This window comes from Pseudoduganella sp. R-43, assembly GCF_049913255.1.
In the GTDB taxonomy this organism is placed as follows: domain Bacteria; phylum Pseudomonadota; class Gammaproteobacteria; order Burkholderiales; family Burkholderiaceae_D; genus Rugamonas.
This window is the reverse complement of sequence record NZ_CP183988.1, coordinates 4001440-4017930: the sequence shown is the minus strand read 5'-3', so window position 1 is coordinate 4017930 and position 16491 is coordinate 4001440. Positions and strand designations below refer to the sequence as shown.

Here is a 16491-nt window from a genome sequence, read left to right as displayed (position 1 = left end):
ATTGAGAGAATGAGGACAATTGGAACAATGATCAAGCGCAAACCCTTGAGGATGACCGCGCTGGCGTTCGCGGCGGCGCAGGTCGCTGCGCTTTACAGCGGCGCCGCGCAGGCGCAAACGGCGCCGGCACCAGCGGCTTCCAAGGAAGAGGAGAACGTGGTGGTCGTGAGCGGACAGCGCGCTGCGATGCAGTCCGCAACCAAGCTCAAACAGAATGCCGAGGAAGTCGTCGACGGCGTCGTCGCCGAAGAGGCCGGCAAACTGCCCGACAAGTCGATCACCGAGGTACTGCAGCGCGTCGTCGGCGTGACGATGGACCGCAACCGCTCGCGCGGCGACCCGGAGCATTTCTCGGTCGAGGGTTCCGGCATTTCGGTGCGCGGCCTGACCTGGGGTTCGTCCACCTTGAATGGACGGGAATCGTTTTCGGCCGGGTGGCCGGGGCGCGAATTGAGCTGGGGCGATATTCCGGCGGAACTGATGTCAGCGGTGATCGTGCACAAGAACCCGCCGGCCGAGTTGATCGAAGGCGGCGTGAGCGGTCAGGTCGACTTGCGCACCGCGCTGCCTTTCGACTACAAGGGCGACAAATTCGCGGCATCGACCTACGTGAACCACAGCGAACTCGGCCGGCAAACCTCGCCCGCCCTCTCCGGCCTGATCTCGAAACGCTGGGACAACGACTTCGGCCAATGGGGCGCGCTGCTCAACTTGTCCGCCAACCAGAACCATTCCCGCAACGACACGGTGCAAGTCGACGCCTACTTTCCGCGCACCGATATCGTCGACGGCCAAACAGTGTGGGTGCCCAAATCGGCCTCGTGGCGCACCAACCTCAGCAAGACCGACCGCGCCGGTGTGTATGCTGCGCTACAGTGGAAGAAGGGGGGGGCTGCGTCCGCGCTCACTTACTTCCACTCCGGCTACAAGGAAACCGGCACCGAGAACGCGCTGTTCACGGGTGTGGAAGATTCCTACAAGTCCAAGCTCATCGACCCGGTGTTCGACAGCAAGGGCATCCTGCAGGCGGCCCGTTACACCTACCCGATCGGCGGCCGGGGCGCGAACAATTTCGTGGACGGCGGTCTGGGTTTCAATACCAACCAAACCTATCACGACAGGCGCTCACAGACCCGCGAGATCGCCTGGAACGTCAAGTGGACTATCAACGAGCGCTGGTCGCTCCAGAACGACCTGCAATGGGTCCATGCCACCAACAAGTCCAATAGCGGCAACATGACCCTGGCCACCTTCGTGCCGAGCATGAATATCGACCTGAGCAAGAATATTGGGGAGATCACCTTCGACGACAAGGCGAAGGCGCACCTGCGCAATCCGGCAAACTACTACCTGGAGATGTTCGGGCCGGGCAGGGACAAGGCGGACGCCGACCTGTATGCGTGGAAGACCGACGTGCGCTTCAAGTTCGACCATCCGGTCATGCGCGACGTTCGCTTCGGCGTGCGTGCGACCAAGCGCACGGCGAACCGCGTCGCGGCGAGCGGCTCGGAATGGTACAGCATCGCCAGGCCATGGGAAGTCAGAAACTCGTCCACACCGGGGCAGCCGGCCTCCAAGACGGACGAGCCGACCTGGGCGTCGCGCGCCAATTTCACCTACCTGAGCGATCCGCGGGTCGCAGCCTTGGTGCCGACCAGCCTATACACCTTCAACGACTTCTTCAACGGCAAGATCCCCAACCCGGGCGCCCTGGTGACGCCGGCCCTGGCTGCGGTCAAGGACTATCCCAACGCCTACGCGCAGGCGGCGAATCCGATCATGAAGATCCAATGCGAGCAGGGCAATGCGCAGTCCCAGACCAACAACGATTGCTCGAACTTGCCCGATCCGTGGATGCCGCTCGTCTTCGACGGCAACCCGGCCAAAACCGCACGCCAGTCGGAGACGACGGAGGCCGCCTACCTGATGACGCGCTTCGGCTTCGACGAGCTGCGTTTCCCGATCGAGGGCAGCGCCGGTGTGCGCGTGGTCCACACCGACACGCGGGCCCACGGCTACACGGTGTTCAAACCGACCTACGGCACGGGCACGGCGCCGTCGGTGCCGAAGTTCGGACCGATCAACGAGCCGATTATCGACGGCCGCAGCGCCGTGGACGTGCTGCCGAGTGTTAACCTGAAGATGGAACTTACCCCTCAGCTGCAATCGCGCTTCGCGTTCGGAAAGTCGATGTATCGGCCGAGCTTTGGCGACCTGAACGAATACGTCGAGCTGTTTCAAAACGTCATCTTTGCCCCCGGCGGCGCCACCATACAGGACATCAACTATCGGGGTAATAACAAGGGCAACGTCCAGCTGAGGCCCACCAAGGCCGACAGCTTTGACGTGACGCTCGAGTGGTATCCGGGTCACGGTTCGTCGCTGACGGGCGCCCTGTTTCACAAGCGATTGCGTGACATCATCTTGCGCTCGGCCTATACGCGCGACTACAACGACCTGGCCGGCAACCCGCAAACCTTCGTGATCACCGCGCCAAACAACGCAGCGGACGGTTCAGTGACTGGACTGGAGCTCGCCGGCCAGACCTACTTCAATAACGTGCCAGCGTTGGCGAGCGTTCTTCCGGAATGGGCCAAGGGCTTCGGCGTCTCGGCGAACTACACCTACATCAAGAGCAAGCAGACGCTGCACCATCCGTACAATCTGAAGTACTGCCCGGCCGCCAATTCCTTCAACAATAGTTCCTTGAACCTGCTTGGCTGCGACACCAATGGCATGCCGTTCACCGAGATGCCCTTGCAGTACCTGTCGAAAAACGCTTACAACTTCATGTTCTTTTACGACAGGGGGCCGATGTCGATGCGTCTGGCGTACAGCTGGCGCGGTCGCTTCCTGCAGGGCGTCACCGTCAATGGCACGCAGGGCCAGGATGCCACCAGTGCCGACCCGACCCGGGCGACGGTTGTTGATGGCAAGACGGTCTATCCGCGGGACGTGGGCTGGGGCTTACCGACCTGGCAGGAAGCGGCCGGACAGTTGGACTTCGGGTTCGACTATAGGTTTAACGAACATGTCCAGGCCAATTTCTCGGCAAGCAACATCCTCGATACCGTCGTTAAGCAGACCCAGCAGCAGAATATCGGCAACATGACCCGCGCCTGGTTCGAACCTGGCCGCAGTTATCGCGTGGCGCTGCGCTACACGTACTAGACCGCGGACCCGGACCAAGTCCCTCGCCACTCAGGCGCAATGAACCTACCGTCCTCTCCTGCCGGCTTTGCCGGCAGTTTCAGAGGCGGCTCCGGCCGCCTCTTTTTTTATGGGTTGCCGATGCCTGACAAAGCCATCGAACAATCGTCATCATCGGCGGCGGCGCGGCCGGGTGGATGACGGCCACCGCGGCATCGACGAGGCCGAGTTCCTGCGCGCCGCCAACGGCAGCTACAAGTTGGGCATCCAGTTTTGCGACTGGCGCGCGCGCGGCGAAAGCTATTTCCACACCTTCGGCGATTTCGGCGAACTGAGCGGATCCCACTCGGTGCGGAGCCAGTACCACCGGCTGGGCGAATCCGGCCTTGGCTCCCTGGGCGAGCAATGCGTGCCCTCGGCAATGGCCAGCCATTGGCCCGAGCGCACCGACCCTGCGCTGGGCGACGTCGAGCGCGGCGCTGCACGCATTGCAGTGGCGCCGCGAATGCATCGCTACCGCCGTGGCGGCCATGCCCACGCACGCACGCTTACTTGCGCGGGCGTCTGGGACATTGACCCCAACCATGACCTATGATCCGGACCCTGTGCGGCCCGGCCATCGATGCCAGGTCAAAGGTAAGGACACCTTGCGCGCCGCTCGGCCGGGCGCGTCCTATGGTTTCGCGGGAGCGGTCAGGCGCAGCATCAGCACGCTGTGCGGCGCCAGGCGCGCTTGCAGTTTGGCGCTGGTGTCGCCCGTCTTCTTGCTCCACAGGTCGGACCAGCGGTAGACGGTCTGCGTGAAATCGACCGACCTCTTGCTCAGGTCATCGATCAGGACCTGCTTTTTCCAATCATGTTGAACGTCGGCAGCCTGGTTGGAGCGGTTCAGGAACATCAGTGCCCATTCCCCGCCGTCGAGCGGCTTGGCATAGACCTCCAGCGGACCATCGGCCAGGATGCGCAACGCCTGCACACCCAGCTTGTCCTGATTTACCGCGATGACGCTGGGGTTGGTCAGGATGCGGCGGGTAGTCTCGGACATGGAACGCAGGTCGTTGCCCAGGATGAGGGGCGAGGCCATCATGGCCCAGATCGACAGATGGGCGCGGTCTTCATCCTCGCTCATGCCGTTGCCCACTTCAAGCATGTCCATATCGTTCCAGTGGCCGGGTCCTGCGAACTTGCGCAGGCCTACTTCAGCGTGCTTGTCGAGGATGCGCAGCACGCCCAGACCAGTCGAGAAACCGGGACTGAATTGGCAGTCGAAGCAATTATAGATATCGGGCGTGGTGCGCCACATATGGCCGACCTTGCCGGCCCACTCCCACGGCTTGCTCATGCCCCACTCGCATATGCTGAACACCATCGGACGGCCCGTCTTGGCGATCGCGTCGCGCATCGTCGTGTAGGCCGCTTCGGCGTTCAAGCCGGGGGTGTCGCACCAGTCGTACTTGACGTAATCGATACCCCATTTCGCATAGGTGCGCGCATCCTGATACTCGTAGCCGCGGCTGCCGGGACGGCCGCCGCAGGTGGTCGCGCCGGCATCCGAGTAGATGCCCAGCTTGAGCCCCTTGCCGTGCACATAGTCCGCCAGCGCTTTCATGCCGGATGGGAAGCGGGTGGGGTCGGGCTGGATGTCGCCGTTGGCGTCGCGCTGGCCTTGCCAGCAATCGTCAATGTTCACGTACTGGTAGCCGGCGTCCTTCAAGCCCGTCTTGACCATGGCATCGGCGGTCTCACGAATCAGGCGTTCGTCGATATCGCAGGCAAATTTGTTCCAGCTGTTCCAGCCCATTGGCGGGGTGGCGGCCAGGCCTTCAGCCTTTTGAGCCCAGCTATTGCCGCAGGCGGCGGCGCCCAGCACGGCGCCTAACAGGAGCTGCGCCGTGCGTTTGGTATTCAACTCGAATCCCTTCATCATGTGTTCGATGGCGCCGCTACCAGCGCGGCGCCATCGGTGCCGGCGATTCGCAGCGGCCGCCATTATTGCCGTGCTCTGCACGAGTGGTCTATGTGTTACCTGCTTTATTTTCATCAGTTTTTGCTCCGAGAAATCTCGCCCTTCAGGGCGAGGAGTGAAAGGAGCCGACTGCGAATTGCGCAGCAATTCGGGCCCCGTGAAAGGCCACGCCGCAGCAGTCGTTTGGCACGCTTGAAAGGCGTGCAAGCGTGCGTCAGTCGGCGGCATATGCTGTATATAAGTACAGTATGATTATGGTCTTCCGATATCGCGTCAAGTCGCTGAGCGGCCTGCTCAATGAGCAAGCGCGTACAGTCAACTTCGTATGGAATTACTGCAATGGCCGGCAGAAGGATGCCCTGCGCTTTGGCAGAGCTTGGCTGACGGGATTCGACCTGAACGTACTGACCACCGGCAGCAGCAAGGAATTGCGACTGCATTCGGGCAGCATCAATGCAGTCTGTGAGCAGTACACCAAATCGCGTGCGCAGAGAAAGCGCCCGTTCTTGCGCTACCGAGGCCGGAAAGCGTCGGGCTGGGTGCCGCTCAAGGGGCGTGATCTCAAACGCGAAGGTGATGCGTTTCGCTTTGCCGGCCATACCTTCCGCGTCTTCAATAGTCGCCCACTGCCCGAAGGGAAGATCAAGGACGGCACAAATTTCTCCCGCGACAGTCGTGGCTATTGGTACTTGAACATTGTGGTCGATGTGGCGGTGACGGACAAACGCCTCCCGGTGCGGCAGGTGGGCATCGACCTTGGCCTGCACGCTCTCGCCAAGCAATCGGATGGCAAAACGCTCGAGGCGCCCCAGTTCTACCGCCATGCGCAAGCGGCGCTGGCCATTGCCCAGCGGGCGCGTAAGACGCGGCGTGTGCGGGCCATCCACGCCCAGGTTGCGCGACGCAGGCGGGACTTCCTGCACAAGGCAACGACTGACTTGGTGCGCCAAGATGACTTGATCGCCGTGGGCAACGTCAACGCCGCGGCGCTGGCGCAAACGCGCATGGCCAAATCGGTGCTCGACGCCGGTTGGACGAGCTTCCGTCAAATGTTGGCGTACAAGGCTGTTAAGCATGGCGCCTGGTTCGCCGAAGTGGACGAACGCTTTACCACCCAACTCTGCTCGCATTGCGGCGCGATGCCCGATGCGCGGCCTACCGGTATCGCAGGGCTTGGAATAAGAGAATGGCAGTGTAGCGATTGCGGTACTTTCCATGATCGTGATATCAATGCTGCGATAAACATTCTCCGTCGCGGGCGTGCGACGCTGGCCGCAGGAATCCGCGTCCTTTAGGGCGAGGCGGACGTCAATCCCTGTGCTGGATCGGTGGCAGCGCGCCGGCCGGGGGCCGCCCTAGCAGGCTACGCGGCAGGTAGCTGTAATCGGCCGCGCCCGGTTTTTTCCAGGCAAGCATCAATGCGAGATCCGGGCCAGGACCCTGGAAGTAGCGCACGCGGAAATTGCGCAGGCCCTTCTCCAGCTTGATCCTGGTCGCGACGGGCGTAGGGGCGTGAATGCCATCGTTCTCGATCACGTTTTCATCGTCGACGCTGAGAATGGCGCCATCGTCGGCTAAGAGCAGCAGTTCCCATGTGGCGGTTTCAGCGATATTGACGGTAAAGCGAATATCCATCCCGAACCATTCGACTGTCGAGCCCATGCCGGGAAAGCCTTCGCGGAAGGAGCGCGGCGTGATATCGAGTTGGGCCAGGCAAACCCGCTTGATAGGCTTCTTCCGTCGCATCTCGGACACCGACTGGTTGCCGACGGTGAGGCGATAGACGTCGGCAACCATTTGCCGATCCGACGAGTCGGCACACTCTTCGAACAGCTTGGGCGGTTCGCTGGCCTCCTTGGCCGCAGGCTGCGGCGGGGGAGGGGGAGGGGGAGGTGCTGCGGCGATTGATGGCGCCGGCGCCGGCACGGCATCGACCGCAAGCGGCGCAGCCACCGGGCTTTCGGCCACTTTGACGGGAGGCAGATCCGGCATGGACGGGGGCTCTACCGTGGGAGGCGCGACTTCGCGTGGTTCGGGCAGAGGTTCGGGAATGTCTCGTTCCAGCACCTTCGCCTCGAAGAGCACGACATCGACACTGCGCGGCCCCGGTTTGGGTGGAGGCTTGCGCGAGGGCTCCAGCATCACGATCGCTCCCAGTGCCAGATGGAGGAGAATCACAAGGCCTATGGCGGAGCGATTATGCTTGCGCTCCCAGTGCGGCTCACGTTCAGCTCCGGACGGGGGCAAACTGGTTTCTGGCAGTGTTGGGCACATGCGTTTCTACAGAAAATAAACATCGATAAGAGGTCGACAACTTAAGCAGGCGGCGGCGCGTTGGCAACGAGGAACATGCTTTCCGCGCCGGTGAGCAGCCGCGTCGCGCGAGGCGTCGCAACTGCTCATGCATCTTATTGAGCAAGCCTGATACTCGCTCGTTTAATGGTCACCGAACCTGCGGAGCCGGCGAATTGGATACCTACCCCCACTGCGTTCTGGAGGCCAAAACCAGAACACGTGAACTCTGTATCCTGACCTGCAACCAGCGTTCTATTTTCAGTCCAGCACTTAAACTCGGAAGCAGCCCAATTGGCCGAATAAGTGTAGAACTGGAACAAGGGATCCATTCCTCCATTTTGATTTGAAACAAACGCCTGGTCGAAATTAAGGACCACTTTCAGGCTCGCCCCGGTCCAACTAACCGGATTGGCGAACGTGTAGCCGGCAGCAGCGCCCGCTTGGCTTAGAGTAAATTGGGTATACGAAGCTGATCCACCACTTGTGGCGCCACTGCTCAAGGCCCATTTATTTGGGCGAGTATCCAATACAATGGCTTTGCCAGCGCCTGCCAAAAGTGCATCAAGTGTTTGCTGATCCCCTACAGCCGGAGTACCGCGGTCAAACAACAGACCGGGGTCCACGCCGACTTCCCACATGAACGGCAACATGCCATTTTCAAGCGCCTTGCGAGTCACGTATTGGTGGTAATACGCCCGCGAAGCGCGATGCAGGGCGAGATCATCCCCAGTAAGGTGAGGACGCAGCATTGCGGCGTACTCCCCCAACACGACTGGCGTTCCCTGGTCCACAAACTTGGTTTTCATTTTGGCGAATTGTTCATCGACATGGGCCTCTTCTTCTCGCGTCGAATTGCGATAGGTATCGGTCGTCGAGTGGTAACCATTGCCCCAGTAATAGAACATTTGTGACCACGGTTCATCCTTGTCCTGGAGCGTAAAACTGAACGGGTAAAAATGGACTTCAGCCATTTGGCGACCCGCTACCGTGTCGGATGGCATGACATCCCAATGTTCGTGAGCCAGATTGATGTCGGTTCTTGGCGCCTGGATCACCAGCACCCGATAAGCGTTCTTGCCGCCTGTCGAACGAACCGCATCCACAAAGGTTTGGTGGTAGCTGTCAAGAACGGCGATTTCCTCGGCAGTCTCAGCATCGGGCTCGTTAGCGCTAGCAAACAAGACACGTTCGTCAAAGTCACGCAGCTTCGTGGCGATTTGCTCCCAATAGGCTTTCTGCTTGGCGTTGACTGCGGCCTTCTTTTCTTCGGAGATATTCCTCTCCAACCAACCACCATCCCAATGGATGTTGACGATCACGTAGAGCCCGTTATCCACGGCATACTGCACCACCTGCTTCACGCGGTTGAGCCAAGCATCGCTGATTTTTCCAGTGACCTGATCGGCATACTGATCCCAGGATACGGGGATCCGAATCGCGTCGAAACCGCTGTCCTTGACCAATTTGACGTAGGCGGCAGAAACCATGGGCAGACCCCAGCAAGTCTCTGCGGCGGGGCTGCACCCCCAAGCCTCCATGGTGTTGCCAATGTTCGTGCCCAGCTTCATCTTGGCAGCCAACTCTTTGGCATTGCTGCTCATGCCAGTCGCATCCGGAGGAAGTGGATTGGTATTGTAATTAGGATAAAGAGGAACCGTAATCGTGAAATCCTGCGCAGTTTTTGCACCGCAACTGTTGGTGTAGACAGCTGTTGCACTGCAGCTAGCGCTTGGCGTAACGATTTGCTCACGCGCAGAACCTGATGTCCCGCAGGACCCGCTCCATGACCAGGGGCCGCCTTGTATTGGTTGCGGGCCAAATACGATCTGGCTCCCGGCATTCACCGTTGCAGCCGCCGACATATTCCAGGCGCCAGACGAATGAATATAGGGTGTCACCGCTGTTGGAGTGCAAGTCTGAGCCTGCGCACTCACAACGTTCCCTAAAGTCATAAGAAGGAATGTATTGATCCAACGTCTATTCATTTCAATTACCTCATCATTATTAACGTTATGGGGAGACATGGAATGCCTGCCCGCGAGACGGCTACTTCCGTAAGTCTGGCTTCGCTTGCAGGACGGTGGGCAGGCCAAGTTGCCCAGCAAACCGGCCGAGTCTATCCCAAGAAATTCGGTAAAAATAGACGCTGAAATGCGCTGCCGCCGGCCATTCTGGCGGCGCTCGAAAATTCTGCACGGCCGGTATCGATACTCGTGCAGATTCTGCTATTGATCGCTCTACAGCCGGCCGTTCAAATCGGGCCACCATCAAGGCGCCATCGGCTGCGCCGCCATCGCCGCAGGCCGAATGCAAGGAAGTGCAGTATCTATGCCATTTTCTGCACCTTCTAAAATCTTCGCCATTCGCACTATGCCGTTGCTTGTCCCGTGATGGCGAGGCGGTCAGCGGGAGGCCCCGCTTTGGCCGATCCGGTAGTAGTCAAAGTCGACGCGGCCGCCAGAGGTCTTGGTCGAATAAAAGAAAAGCGCGTAGCGGTAACCCATGAAGTGCGGGAAGGTGTAAGCAAGGCGCGAGGGGCGACCGATAGGGGTCCAGGATTTACCGTCGAGGCTGTAGGAGAAGCGGGCTAGTTCAGGCGCGCCGGGCATGCCGTAGGTCTTGGCACCAGTTTCGTCGAGGCCGAAGCGGGCGTCACCGGACGCAGATTGAAACTCGCACTCGACCTTGAGGTGAACGGTTTTGCCGGAGAGGGGAATCGAGGCGATCTCCTCGGGGTGGTCGGAGTCGGCGCTCACCATGACGAGCGATCTGGCGCCGCCGCTCATCTTGACGCCGACAAAACCATACTTCTTCTGAAACGCGGCCAGGCCAGCCCAATCCCCGTCTTGCATGCCGCTCACGTCGATGCTGGTGGTGGCGAAACTGTCAGGGCCAAAGGTGCGCTGGGTGAGGGTATTCCTGGCCTCGGGCAGGCTGGAATCGACCCGGCTGGTAACCAGGCTCAGGTAGCCAGGGCGCTTGGTGAGCGACCAGGTTCGAGGCTCGGGATTGTGATTCCATTGCCAGGCGAGGGGCAGGTCGAGGGCGCCGGGCAGGCGGTCGAATTCGTCGGAGGCGACGATGCCGGAGGCGCCGGAGGTGCCCTGGCCGCCGGCAGGGAGGTCGAGCTTCATGGGCACCTCGCCGTCCTTGCCCAGCACAGGCCAGCCATCTTTCCAGGTCACGGGTACAAGGTAGGGGATGCGACCGACGGCGCCATTGTCCTTGAACAAGTAGGCATACCATTTACCGTCCGGGGTGTCGATCAGGCCGCCCTGGGCGATACCGCGGTCATCGAGCGCGATGCGGCCCTCGTAGGGGCCGTCGATCTTGTCGGCGCGGTGGACGATGACGGTGCGCGCCCAGCGGGTCTTGGGAGAGGCGATGTTGAAGAGGTAGTAGCGGCCGTTGATCTTGGAAAGCTGCGATCCCTCGCCACAGAGTCCGCCCTGGTCGGCGCCGAAGAGGGCGTTGACGTGCTCGATGATGGGCTTGTTGACGCCGCCGGGCTTGATGCCGGTGAGGTCGCGTTTCAGCTCGGTGAGCATGATGCGGTTGCAGCCCCAGACCATATAGACCCGGCCGTCGTCGTCGAAGAACAGGCTGTGGTCGTTCATCAGGGGCTCGAAACTCGTCTCCTTCCATGGGCCGCGATCGGGATCGCGCGTGGTGAAGATATGAGTGCGTCCTCCCGCAGTAGCGGCAAAAGTCGAGGCATGAAACACGCCGTCGTGATAGCGCAGGCTGCTGGCCCAGGAACCGGCGCCGTAGACGTTCTTGCCGTTCTCGAGGCGGTAGGCTTCGTCGTCGGCCAGGGTGTCATAGGCGTAGGAGGCCATGCTCCAGTTGACCAGATCCGTCGACTTCATGATCGGCAGGCCCGGGCTCATGTGCATCGTCGTGCTGCTCATGTAGTAGGTTTTTCCTACTCGGATGATTGCGATATCCGGGACGTCGGCCCAGATCAGGGGGTTATGGGCAGGACTCGCCTGTGCCGCCGCGAGGGGACGGGACGCATCGGGCTGTTCGCGTTCGGAAAATTGCCAGTAATCGAACTTGAACAGTTCTTCGCCTGCCGCGCCGCGGAACACGAAAAAAAGATCGTGGACGCCGGAGACCGCGGCGATCCGGGTGGACTGCGACATCCATTGGCCGCCGCTTCCCGCGACCGCCAGCGTGCCGATCAACTGGCCGTCGAGTTTGTCCAGGCGAATCTCGATCTGCGCGCCAGTGGCATGCTTCGCCTTGGCCGTGCTGGAGACGCTTGCCATGAAGGCGCGCGCGCCGATCTCGCCGAAATCGACATTGCGCACCTGGATGTGGTCCCCGTCGTGGATGTCCCGCACATTCTGTCCGCCAGCGCTGCTGGGCTCGATCTTGACTCCGGAAGCCCAGGCGATGGTCTCGGCTTCGACGCGCTTGTAGGGGGCGAGGGTGGCAATCGGCGCCGGCCCTTCCTTGGTCGGCTGCACCATCTGGACCGAGCCATCCGGATTGAACTTCAACTCGTCGACGGCCACTGAACGTTTGAAGCCGTCGCCTCCCGGCAGCGCGGCGTTGTGGTAGAAGAGGTAGGTCTTGCCTTTGTAGTCGATCACGCCCGGGTGGTTGGTGAAGGCGCTTTGCGGGGGCATGACGACCCCGCCGTAGGTCCACGGGCCTTCGGGTGTCGGGCCGGTGGAGTAGGCGAGGTGCTCAGGGATGGGGCCACCGGCAAAAAACAGGTAATGGAGATTCTTGCGCTTGTAGAACCAGGGACCCTCTTCGTATGATGTGCCGCGCAGAGCAGGCTTGGGCAACGTGACGCCCTGTGTGTCCGGCGGGTTGCGCTCGCCCAGTGCCTTGACGGTCATCGGGTGGCCAATGATGCCGTTCTCACCGACGCTGGTGTCGTAGGAAATCATGTCCTTGTTCAGCTTCACCGACCACAGATTGGGATTGCCCCAGGCGAGATAGGCCTGGCCCTGGTCGTCGACGTACACGGTCGGATCGATGCTGTCGTACAGGCCGCCGGCGTGGCCGGCGATCAGTGGTTTCCGGAGGGGATCGCTGTAGGGCCCCAGGGGATTATCGGCCACCAGCACGCCTATGCCCCGGCCGTGCACCGGCGCATAGAGATACCATTTGCCATCCCTCTCGATCACCTGGGGAGCCCAGGCGCCGTTGTCGAAACCGTCCCAACCGGAGTTCTCCTTGGCGGCCCAGGGGAAATCCCGTAGCGAGGCGATCACGCCATACTGGGTCCAGTTCACCATGTCCGTCGTCGTGGCGAGCACCCAGTTCTTCATTTTGAAGTTGTTCTTTTCCCCGACGTCTTCGTCGTGGCTGGAGAACAGGTAGAGCGTGCCCTTATGGACCATCGGAGCCGGATCGGCGGTATACATCGTTTGGATAACCGGGTTGAGCGCATAGGAGATCACAGGCAGCGAGGCAAATGCGGACACAAGAAGCACGGCGGCGAGGCTGGTTGGTTTCATAAGGGGTCGAAAAGTGGTTAGCGGACAGGATGTTGCACATCGGTGCCGATGGGCGTGCGTGGACATTGCGATCACGTAGCGCTTGCGCGTGCGGCGATTACTCCTCCAGAGCGACTACCATCACGGCCTTGGCGGGTACCTTGATCGAGAGCTTGCCGCTTGCGGCACGCGTGCTGAAGGTCGCCGGCTTGATGGCCTGCGGAGACTGGAAGGTGTTGTGCGCGTCCATCATGGTCGAGGTCAGCAGCTTGCCAGTCGCGGCTGTTACCTTGGCGCCGGCGACGTTGATGGCAACATCGGTCGCCTTGTGCGGATCGGTGTTGACCAGCGCCAGGTAGAGCTTGCCGTCCTTGGCGCGCGCCGCAGAAGCGCTCACGCCGGGAATGGTCAATCCGCCCAGGGTGTAGCTGGTGTTGTCTTTGATTGCCAGGGGCAGGGACCTGGCATCCTGGAACGGCACATACATCTGGAAGGTGTAGTAGGTCGGGGTCAGGACCATTTTCTCCTTGTCGGTCAGGATCATTGCCTGCAGGACGTTGACCATCTGGGCGATGGTGGCCATCGGGACCCGCTGGGCGTGCTCGTGGAAGATATGGAAGTTGAGCGCCGCCACGAGCGCGTCGCGCAGGGAGTTCTGCTGGAACAACGCGCTCTTGGCACCCACTTCGTCATACCAGGTACCCCACTCGTCGATCATCAGCCCGATCTTCTTTTCGGGATCGTTCTTGTCCAGCACGACCACGTGATCTTTGATCAGCTGATCCATTTTCAAGGTATTGGCGAGGGTCGAGATCCACTCGCCTTCCTTGAAGCCGAGGTCCTTGCCCTTGACGTCCCACTTGCCGGTCGGGATGGTGTACTGGTGAACGCTGATGCCGGTCGTGCGGTCCTTCAGTTCCTTGCTCAGGACCTGGGTCCACGCGGTGTCGAAGCCACTGCCGCCGCTGGCGATCATTTTCGGCCTGGACTTCTCGGGCGCCCGCAGGAAATGCTCGTAATTGCTGTACAGGTTCGCATAGTAGTCGGGCTTCATGTTGCCGCCGCAGCCCCACAACTCATTGCCGATACCGAAGTAGGCGACTTTGAAGGGCTTTTCACGCCCGTTCTGCGCGCGCAGCCTGGCCAGGGGCGAGCCGCCTTCCGCAGTCATGTACTCGACCCAGTCGGACATTTCCTGCACGCTGCCGGTACCGACGTTGCCGTTGACGTAGGCCTCGGCGCCCAGCATCTCGATCAGGTCGAAGAATTCGTGGGTGCCGACGGCGTTGATCTGGTCGACGCTGCCATTGGCGTGGACGTTGCTCGGCCGCTTGTCCTGCTGGCCTATGCCGTCGCGCCAATGGTAGGTGTCGGCGAAACAGCCGCCCGGCCAGCGCACCAGCGGCACATGCAACTCCTTGAGCGCGCCGACGACGTCGTTGCGCCAGCCCCTGGTGTTGGGGATGTTCGACTGCGGGCCGACCCACATGCCTTCGTAGACGCCGGTTCCGAGGTGTTCGGCGAACTGGCCGTACACGTTCTTGTTGATGACAGTGCCGGGTTTGCCGGCGTCGATGCTGATGCTGACCTGGCTGGCGGCAAAAGCCGGTGCCGCGATCATGCCGAGAATGACGAGGCTTTGTCTGATAATGTTCATACGGAGATCGGATTCCAGAATATGTCTTTTAAGGATTGCGGCAGAGCCGCCGGCTGCGCGGCAGCTCCTGCAGGAAGCGTTCGATGTAGGCCGCTGGATCAGCGGCAGAGGGCGCTCACCGGGTTTTCACCCTTTGCCGTGAGAACACCTAACCGGTATGGAATTTTGATGTAATCGTCCACACGCACTGCAGGGTCATTCCCCTGGAAGAGGTATTCGAGCGGCCGACAAGGATCGATTGTCATCGTCTGATCGGTATTAGTCCGCACCACTTCACCGTGGGAAATCCCTTCCGACCAAATCTGTTCAACGTTATCGCTAGTCGCGAAAGCGTTCATTGGCGCGGAAGAGAATGGCTCCCATTTCCCGCCCAGGCTATCGCTCTTCCAAACGCGGAAGTAACGTCCTTTTGGCGAAATTGCCTCTACCAGAGTAATGTAGGTGTTCGTGTTGGCAATCTTGTAGGTATTGCTTGCCTCGAACAGATCTTCCTTCTTCTCGGTCATGACGGCGACGGTATTGCGGAAACCATTCGGGAACTGGCTTAACCCGGTTTCGGATCGAAGCAAACGCCCATTGTCGTCGGTAGCGAACATATAGCATTTTTTGTCGTCGCAAATCACCCAGAAATCCAGCCAGCCAACACCGAGCGGGGCCTTGACGATGTCGGGTTCGACTGGAAAGAACTTTTTCGGCGCGCTCCAGGACAGGGGATCGTCGATATCTTTCGAGGTCGAATACAGCGGATCGGCGCCTTGATAGACCAGGTACCATGTTTTCTGCGGAGCGAAATAGAATACTTGCGGCGCTGCGCGATAACCTGGGCCCATAGGGGATTTGTTAAGTGGGACTATTTTCGCAGCCGACGCGTTCGACCACTTGTCGAAGCTTGTGTACCCGAGACCCCAACCAGTAGACCCGGCCGTCGTGATGAATACGTGATATTTGCCGTTCGCGTAAACAACCGTAGGATCCTTCACGCCGAAAATTTTTTGAGTTGGATCTGGTTGTGGCGCAATAAGCGGCGGACTCGAAGTCCAATCAAATGTCGTCTTGGCAGGCTCGGTAGGGCTGTTGGCAATTGCTTTGTTCCCACCACAGCCACATATTGCCAAGGCAGCCCACAAGGTCACCCCCATACTGCATTTTTTTAGTTTCATTGAGATCTTTCTCTCTTTCTTGGCACACGTAGACGGCCGAATCGAAGCATGCGTCCGCCAGCGCATCCTGTTTCGTTCTGATCGGCCGCCATGGGTCTGATACCGCCAAACTGATGCTTATCGTCGGGGATGCGGCGCCAGCTGCCGCCGCCACTGTCGGCGCCGAACACGCCCGACATGCCGTTGACTGGTTTCGTTTGCGGGATGGGGCGTCCGGCCACCTGCCCAGCAATCCGGCGGAGTCTATCCCAAATTTTGCGGCAAAAATACACGCCAAAATGGGCCGCCGCCTGCCATGACGGCCTTGGGCGAAAATTCTGCACGGCCGGTACGCGAGCTCGTGCAGATTTTGCTATTGCGCGCTTTAAAGGGCCGCTGTTCGAGCCAGCCACCACCTGAGTGCCAGCGGCCGTACCGCCGTCGCCGCACATCGACCGCAAGGAAGTGCATAATCAATGCGATTATCTGCACGCTTGTACTATCTTCACCATTAGCGCTATTTCGGTGCCTGCCATCCCGTGTCCTTTTACCGCACGTCTGGCTCGTGCCGGCGATGCGCAATGAGGCTGGCCATCGCTTTGTTCCGATGGCGACGGGGCGCCGAGCCGCCGCCGTGCTGCTGCTGGACCACCAAGATCCCAACCGCAGAAGTCAACAATAGAGCGCTTTGAGTATCGGGCAATCGGCGGCAACCCGCCTGCCGTGGCCACTGCTCACGCGCCAAGCCAATTCCAGCTTGGCAGCGCTCGTGGTTGGCGCGCACCTGCCGTCTGCTGGCAAGCCGAATTCGTGAGCGCGCCGCATCAC

Annotated in this window: 9 protein-coding genes; 3 read left to right on the top strand and 6 right to left on the bottom strand. The window is 60.4% G+C overall.

Annotation, left to right across the window (positions count from 1 at the left end; translation table 11 throughout):
- The first annotated feature begins 27 nt into the window (after positions 1 to 27).
- Positions 28 to 3171, top strand: a complete 3144-nt coding sequence (locus tag ACN9M3_RS18145) for a TonB-dependent receptor (protein ID WP_426318212.1) — start codon at positions 28 to 30, stop codon at positions 3169 to 3171.
- A gap of 172 nt (positions 3172 to 3343) precedes the next feature.
- Positions 3344 to 3745: a tryptophan 7-halogenase gene (locus ACN9M3_RS18140; protein WP_426318211.1), complete on the top strand. Its 402-nt coding sequence runs from the start codon at positions 3344 to 3346 to the stop codon at positions 3743 to 3745.
- A gap of 78 nt (positions 3746 to 3823) precedes the next feature.
- Here ACN9M3_RS18140 and ACN9M3_RS18135 read toward each other — a convergent pair whose 3' ends face one another.
- The gene (locus ACN9M3_RS18135; RefSeq protein ID WP_426318210.1) at positions 3824 to 5059 is read right to left on the bottom strand and encodes a glycoside hydrolase family 27 protein; all 1236 of its coding nucleotides are present in this window, start codon (positions 5057 to 5059) and stop codon (positions 3824 to 3826) included.
- 305 nt (positions 5060 to 5364) lie between these two features.
- Here ACN9M3_RS18135 and ACN9M3_RS18130 point away from each other — a divergent pair, with 305 nt between their 5' ends.
- Positions 5365 to 6411, top strand: a complete 1047-nt coding sequence (locus ACN9M3_RS18130) for an RNA-guided endonuclease InsQ/TnpB family protein (RefSeq protein WP_426318209.1) — start codon at positions 5365 to 5367, stop codon at positions 6409 to 6411.
- Between the two features lie 13 nt (positions 6412 to 6424).
- On the opposite strand, the gene ACN9M3_RS18125 is transcribed toward ACN9M3_RS18130, so the two are convergent.
- From ACN9M3_RS18125 to ACN9M3_RS18105, 5 genes are all read right to left on the bottom strand, one after another.
- A complete protein-coding gene (locus tag ACN9M3_RS18125) occupies positions 6425 to 7108 on the bottom strand; it encodes a PA14 domain-containing protein (RefSeq protein WP_426318208.1) in 684 nt (227 codons plus the stop codon).
- 416 nt (positions 7109 to 7524) lie between these two features.
- Entirely contained in the window at positions 7525 to 9435 is a 1911-nt protein-coding gene (locus ACN9M3_RS18120) for a cellulase family glycosylhydrolase (RefSeq protein WP_426318207.1), read from the bottom strand.
- A 378-nt stretch (positions 9436 to 9813) separates the two neighbouring features.
- Positions 9814 to 12888, bottom strand: coding sequence for a family 43 glycosylhydrolase (locus tag ACN9M3_RS18115; RefSeq protein WP_426318206.1), 3075 nt, complete (start codon positions 12886 to 12888; stop codon positions 9814 to 9816).
- 97 nt (positions 12889 to 12985) lie between these two features.
- The gene (locus ACN9M3_RS18110) at positions 12986 to 14524 is read right to left on the bottom strand and encodes an alpha-N-arabinofuranosidase (protein ID WP_426318205.1); all 1539 of its coding nucleotides are present in this window, start codon (positions 14522 to 14524) and stop codon (positions 12986 to 12988) included.
- 98 nt (positions 14525 to 14622) lie between these two features.
- Positions 14623 to 15684 carry a non-reducing end alpha-L-arabinofuranosidase family hydrolase gene (locus ACN9M3_RS18105; RefSeq protein WP_426318204.1) on the bottom strand — a complete coding sequence of 354 codons (1062 nt, stop codon included), beginning with the start codon at positions 15682 to 15684 and terminating at the stop codon, positions 14623 to 14625.
- Positions 15685 to 16491 lie beyond the last annotated feature (807 nt).

What these genes read in the sequence shown, in the direction of transcription:
- ACN9M3_RS18110 (WP_426318205.1), bottom strand. Translation starts at nt 14,524, where the DNA reads ATGAACATTATCAGACAAAGCCTCGTCATTCTCGGCATGATCGCGGCA.
- ACN9M3_RS18120 (WP_426318207.1), bottom strand. Translation starts at nt 9,435, where the DNA reads ATGTCTCCCCATAACGTTAATAATGATGAGGTAATTGAAATGAATAGA.
- ACN9M3_RS18105 (WP_426318204.1), bottom strand. Translation starts at nt 15,684, where the DNA reads ATGAAACTAAAAAAATGCAGTATGGGGGTGACCTTGTGGGCTGCCTTG.
- ACN9M3_RS18145 (WP_426318212.1), top strand. Translation starts at nt 28, where the DNA reads ATGATCAAGCGCAAACCCTTGAGGATGACCGCGCTGGCGTTCGCGGCG.
- ACN9M3_RS18115 (WP_426318206.1), bottom strand. Translation starts at nt 12,888, where the DNA reads ATGAAACCAACCAGCCTCGCCGCCGTGCTTCTTGTGTCCGCATTTGCC.
- ACN9M3_RS18130 (WP_426318209.1), top strand. Translation starts at nt 5,365, where the DNA reads ATGATTATGGTCTTCCGATATCGCGTCAAGTCGCTGAGCGGCCTGCTC.
- ACN9M3_RS18125 (WP_426318208.1), bottom strand. Translation starts at nt 7,108, where the DNA reads ATGCCGGATCTGCCTCCCGTCAAAGTGGCCGAAAGCCCGGTGGCTGCG.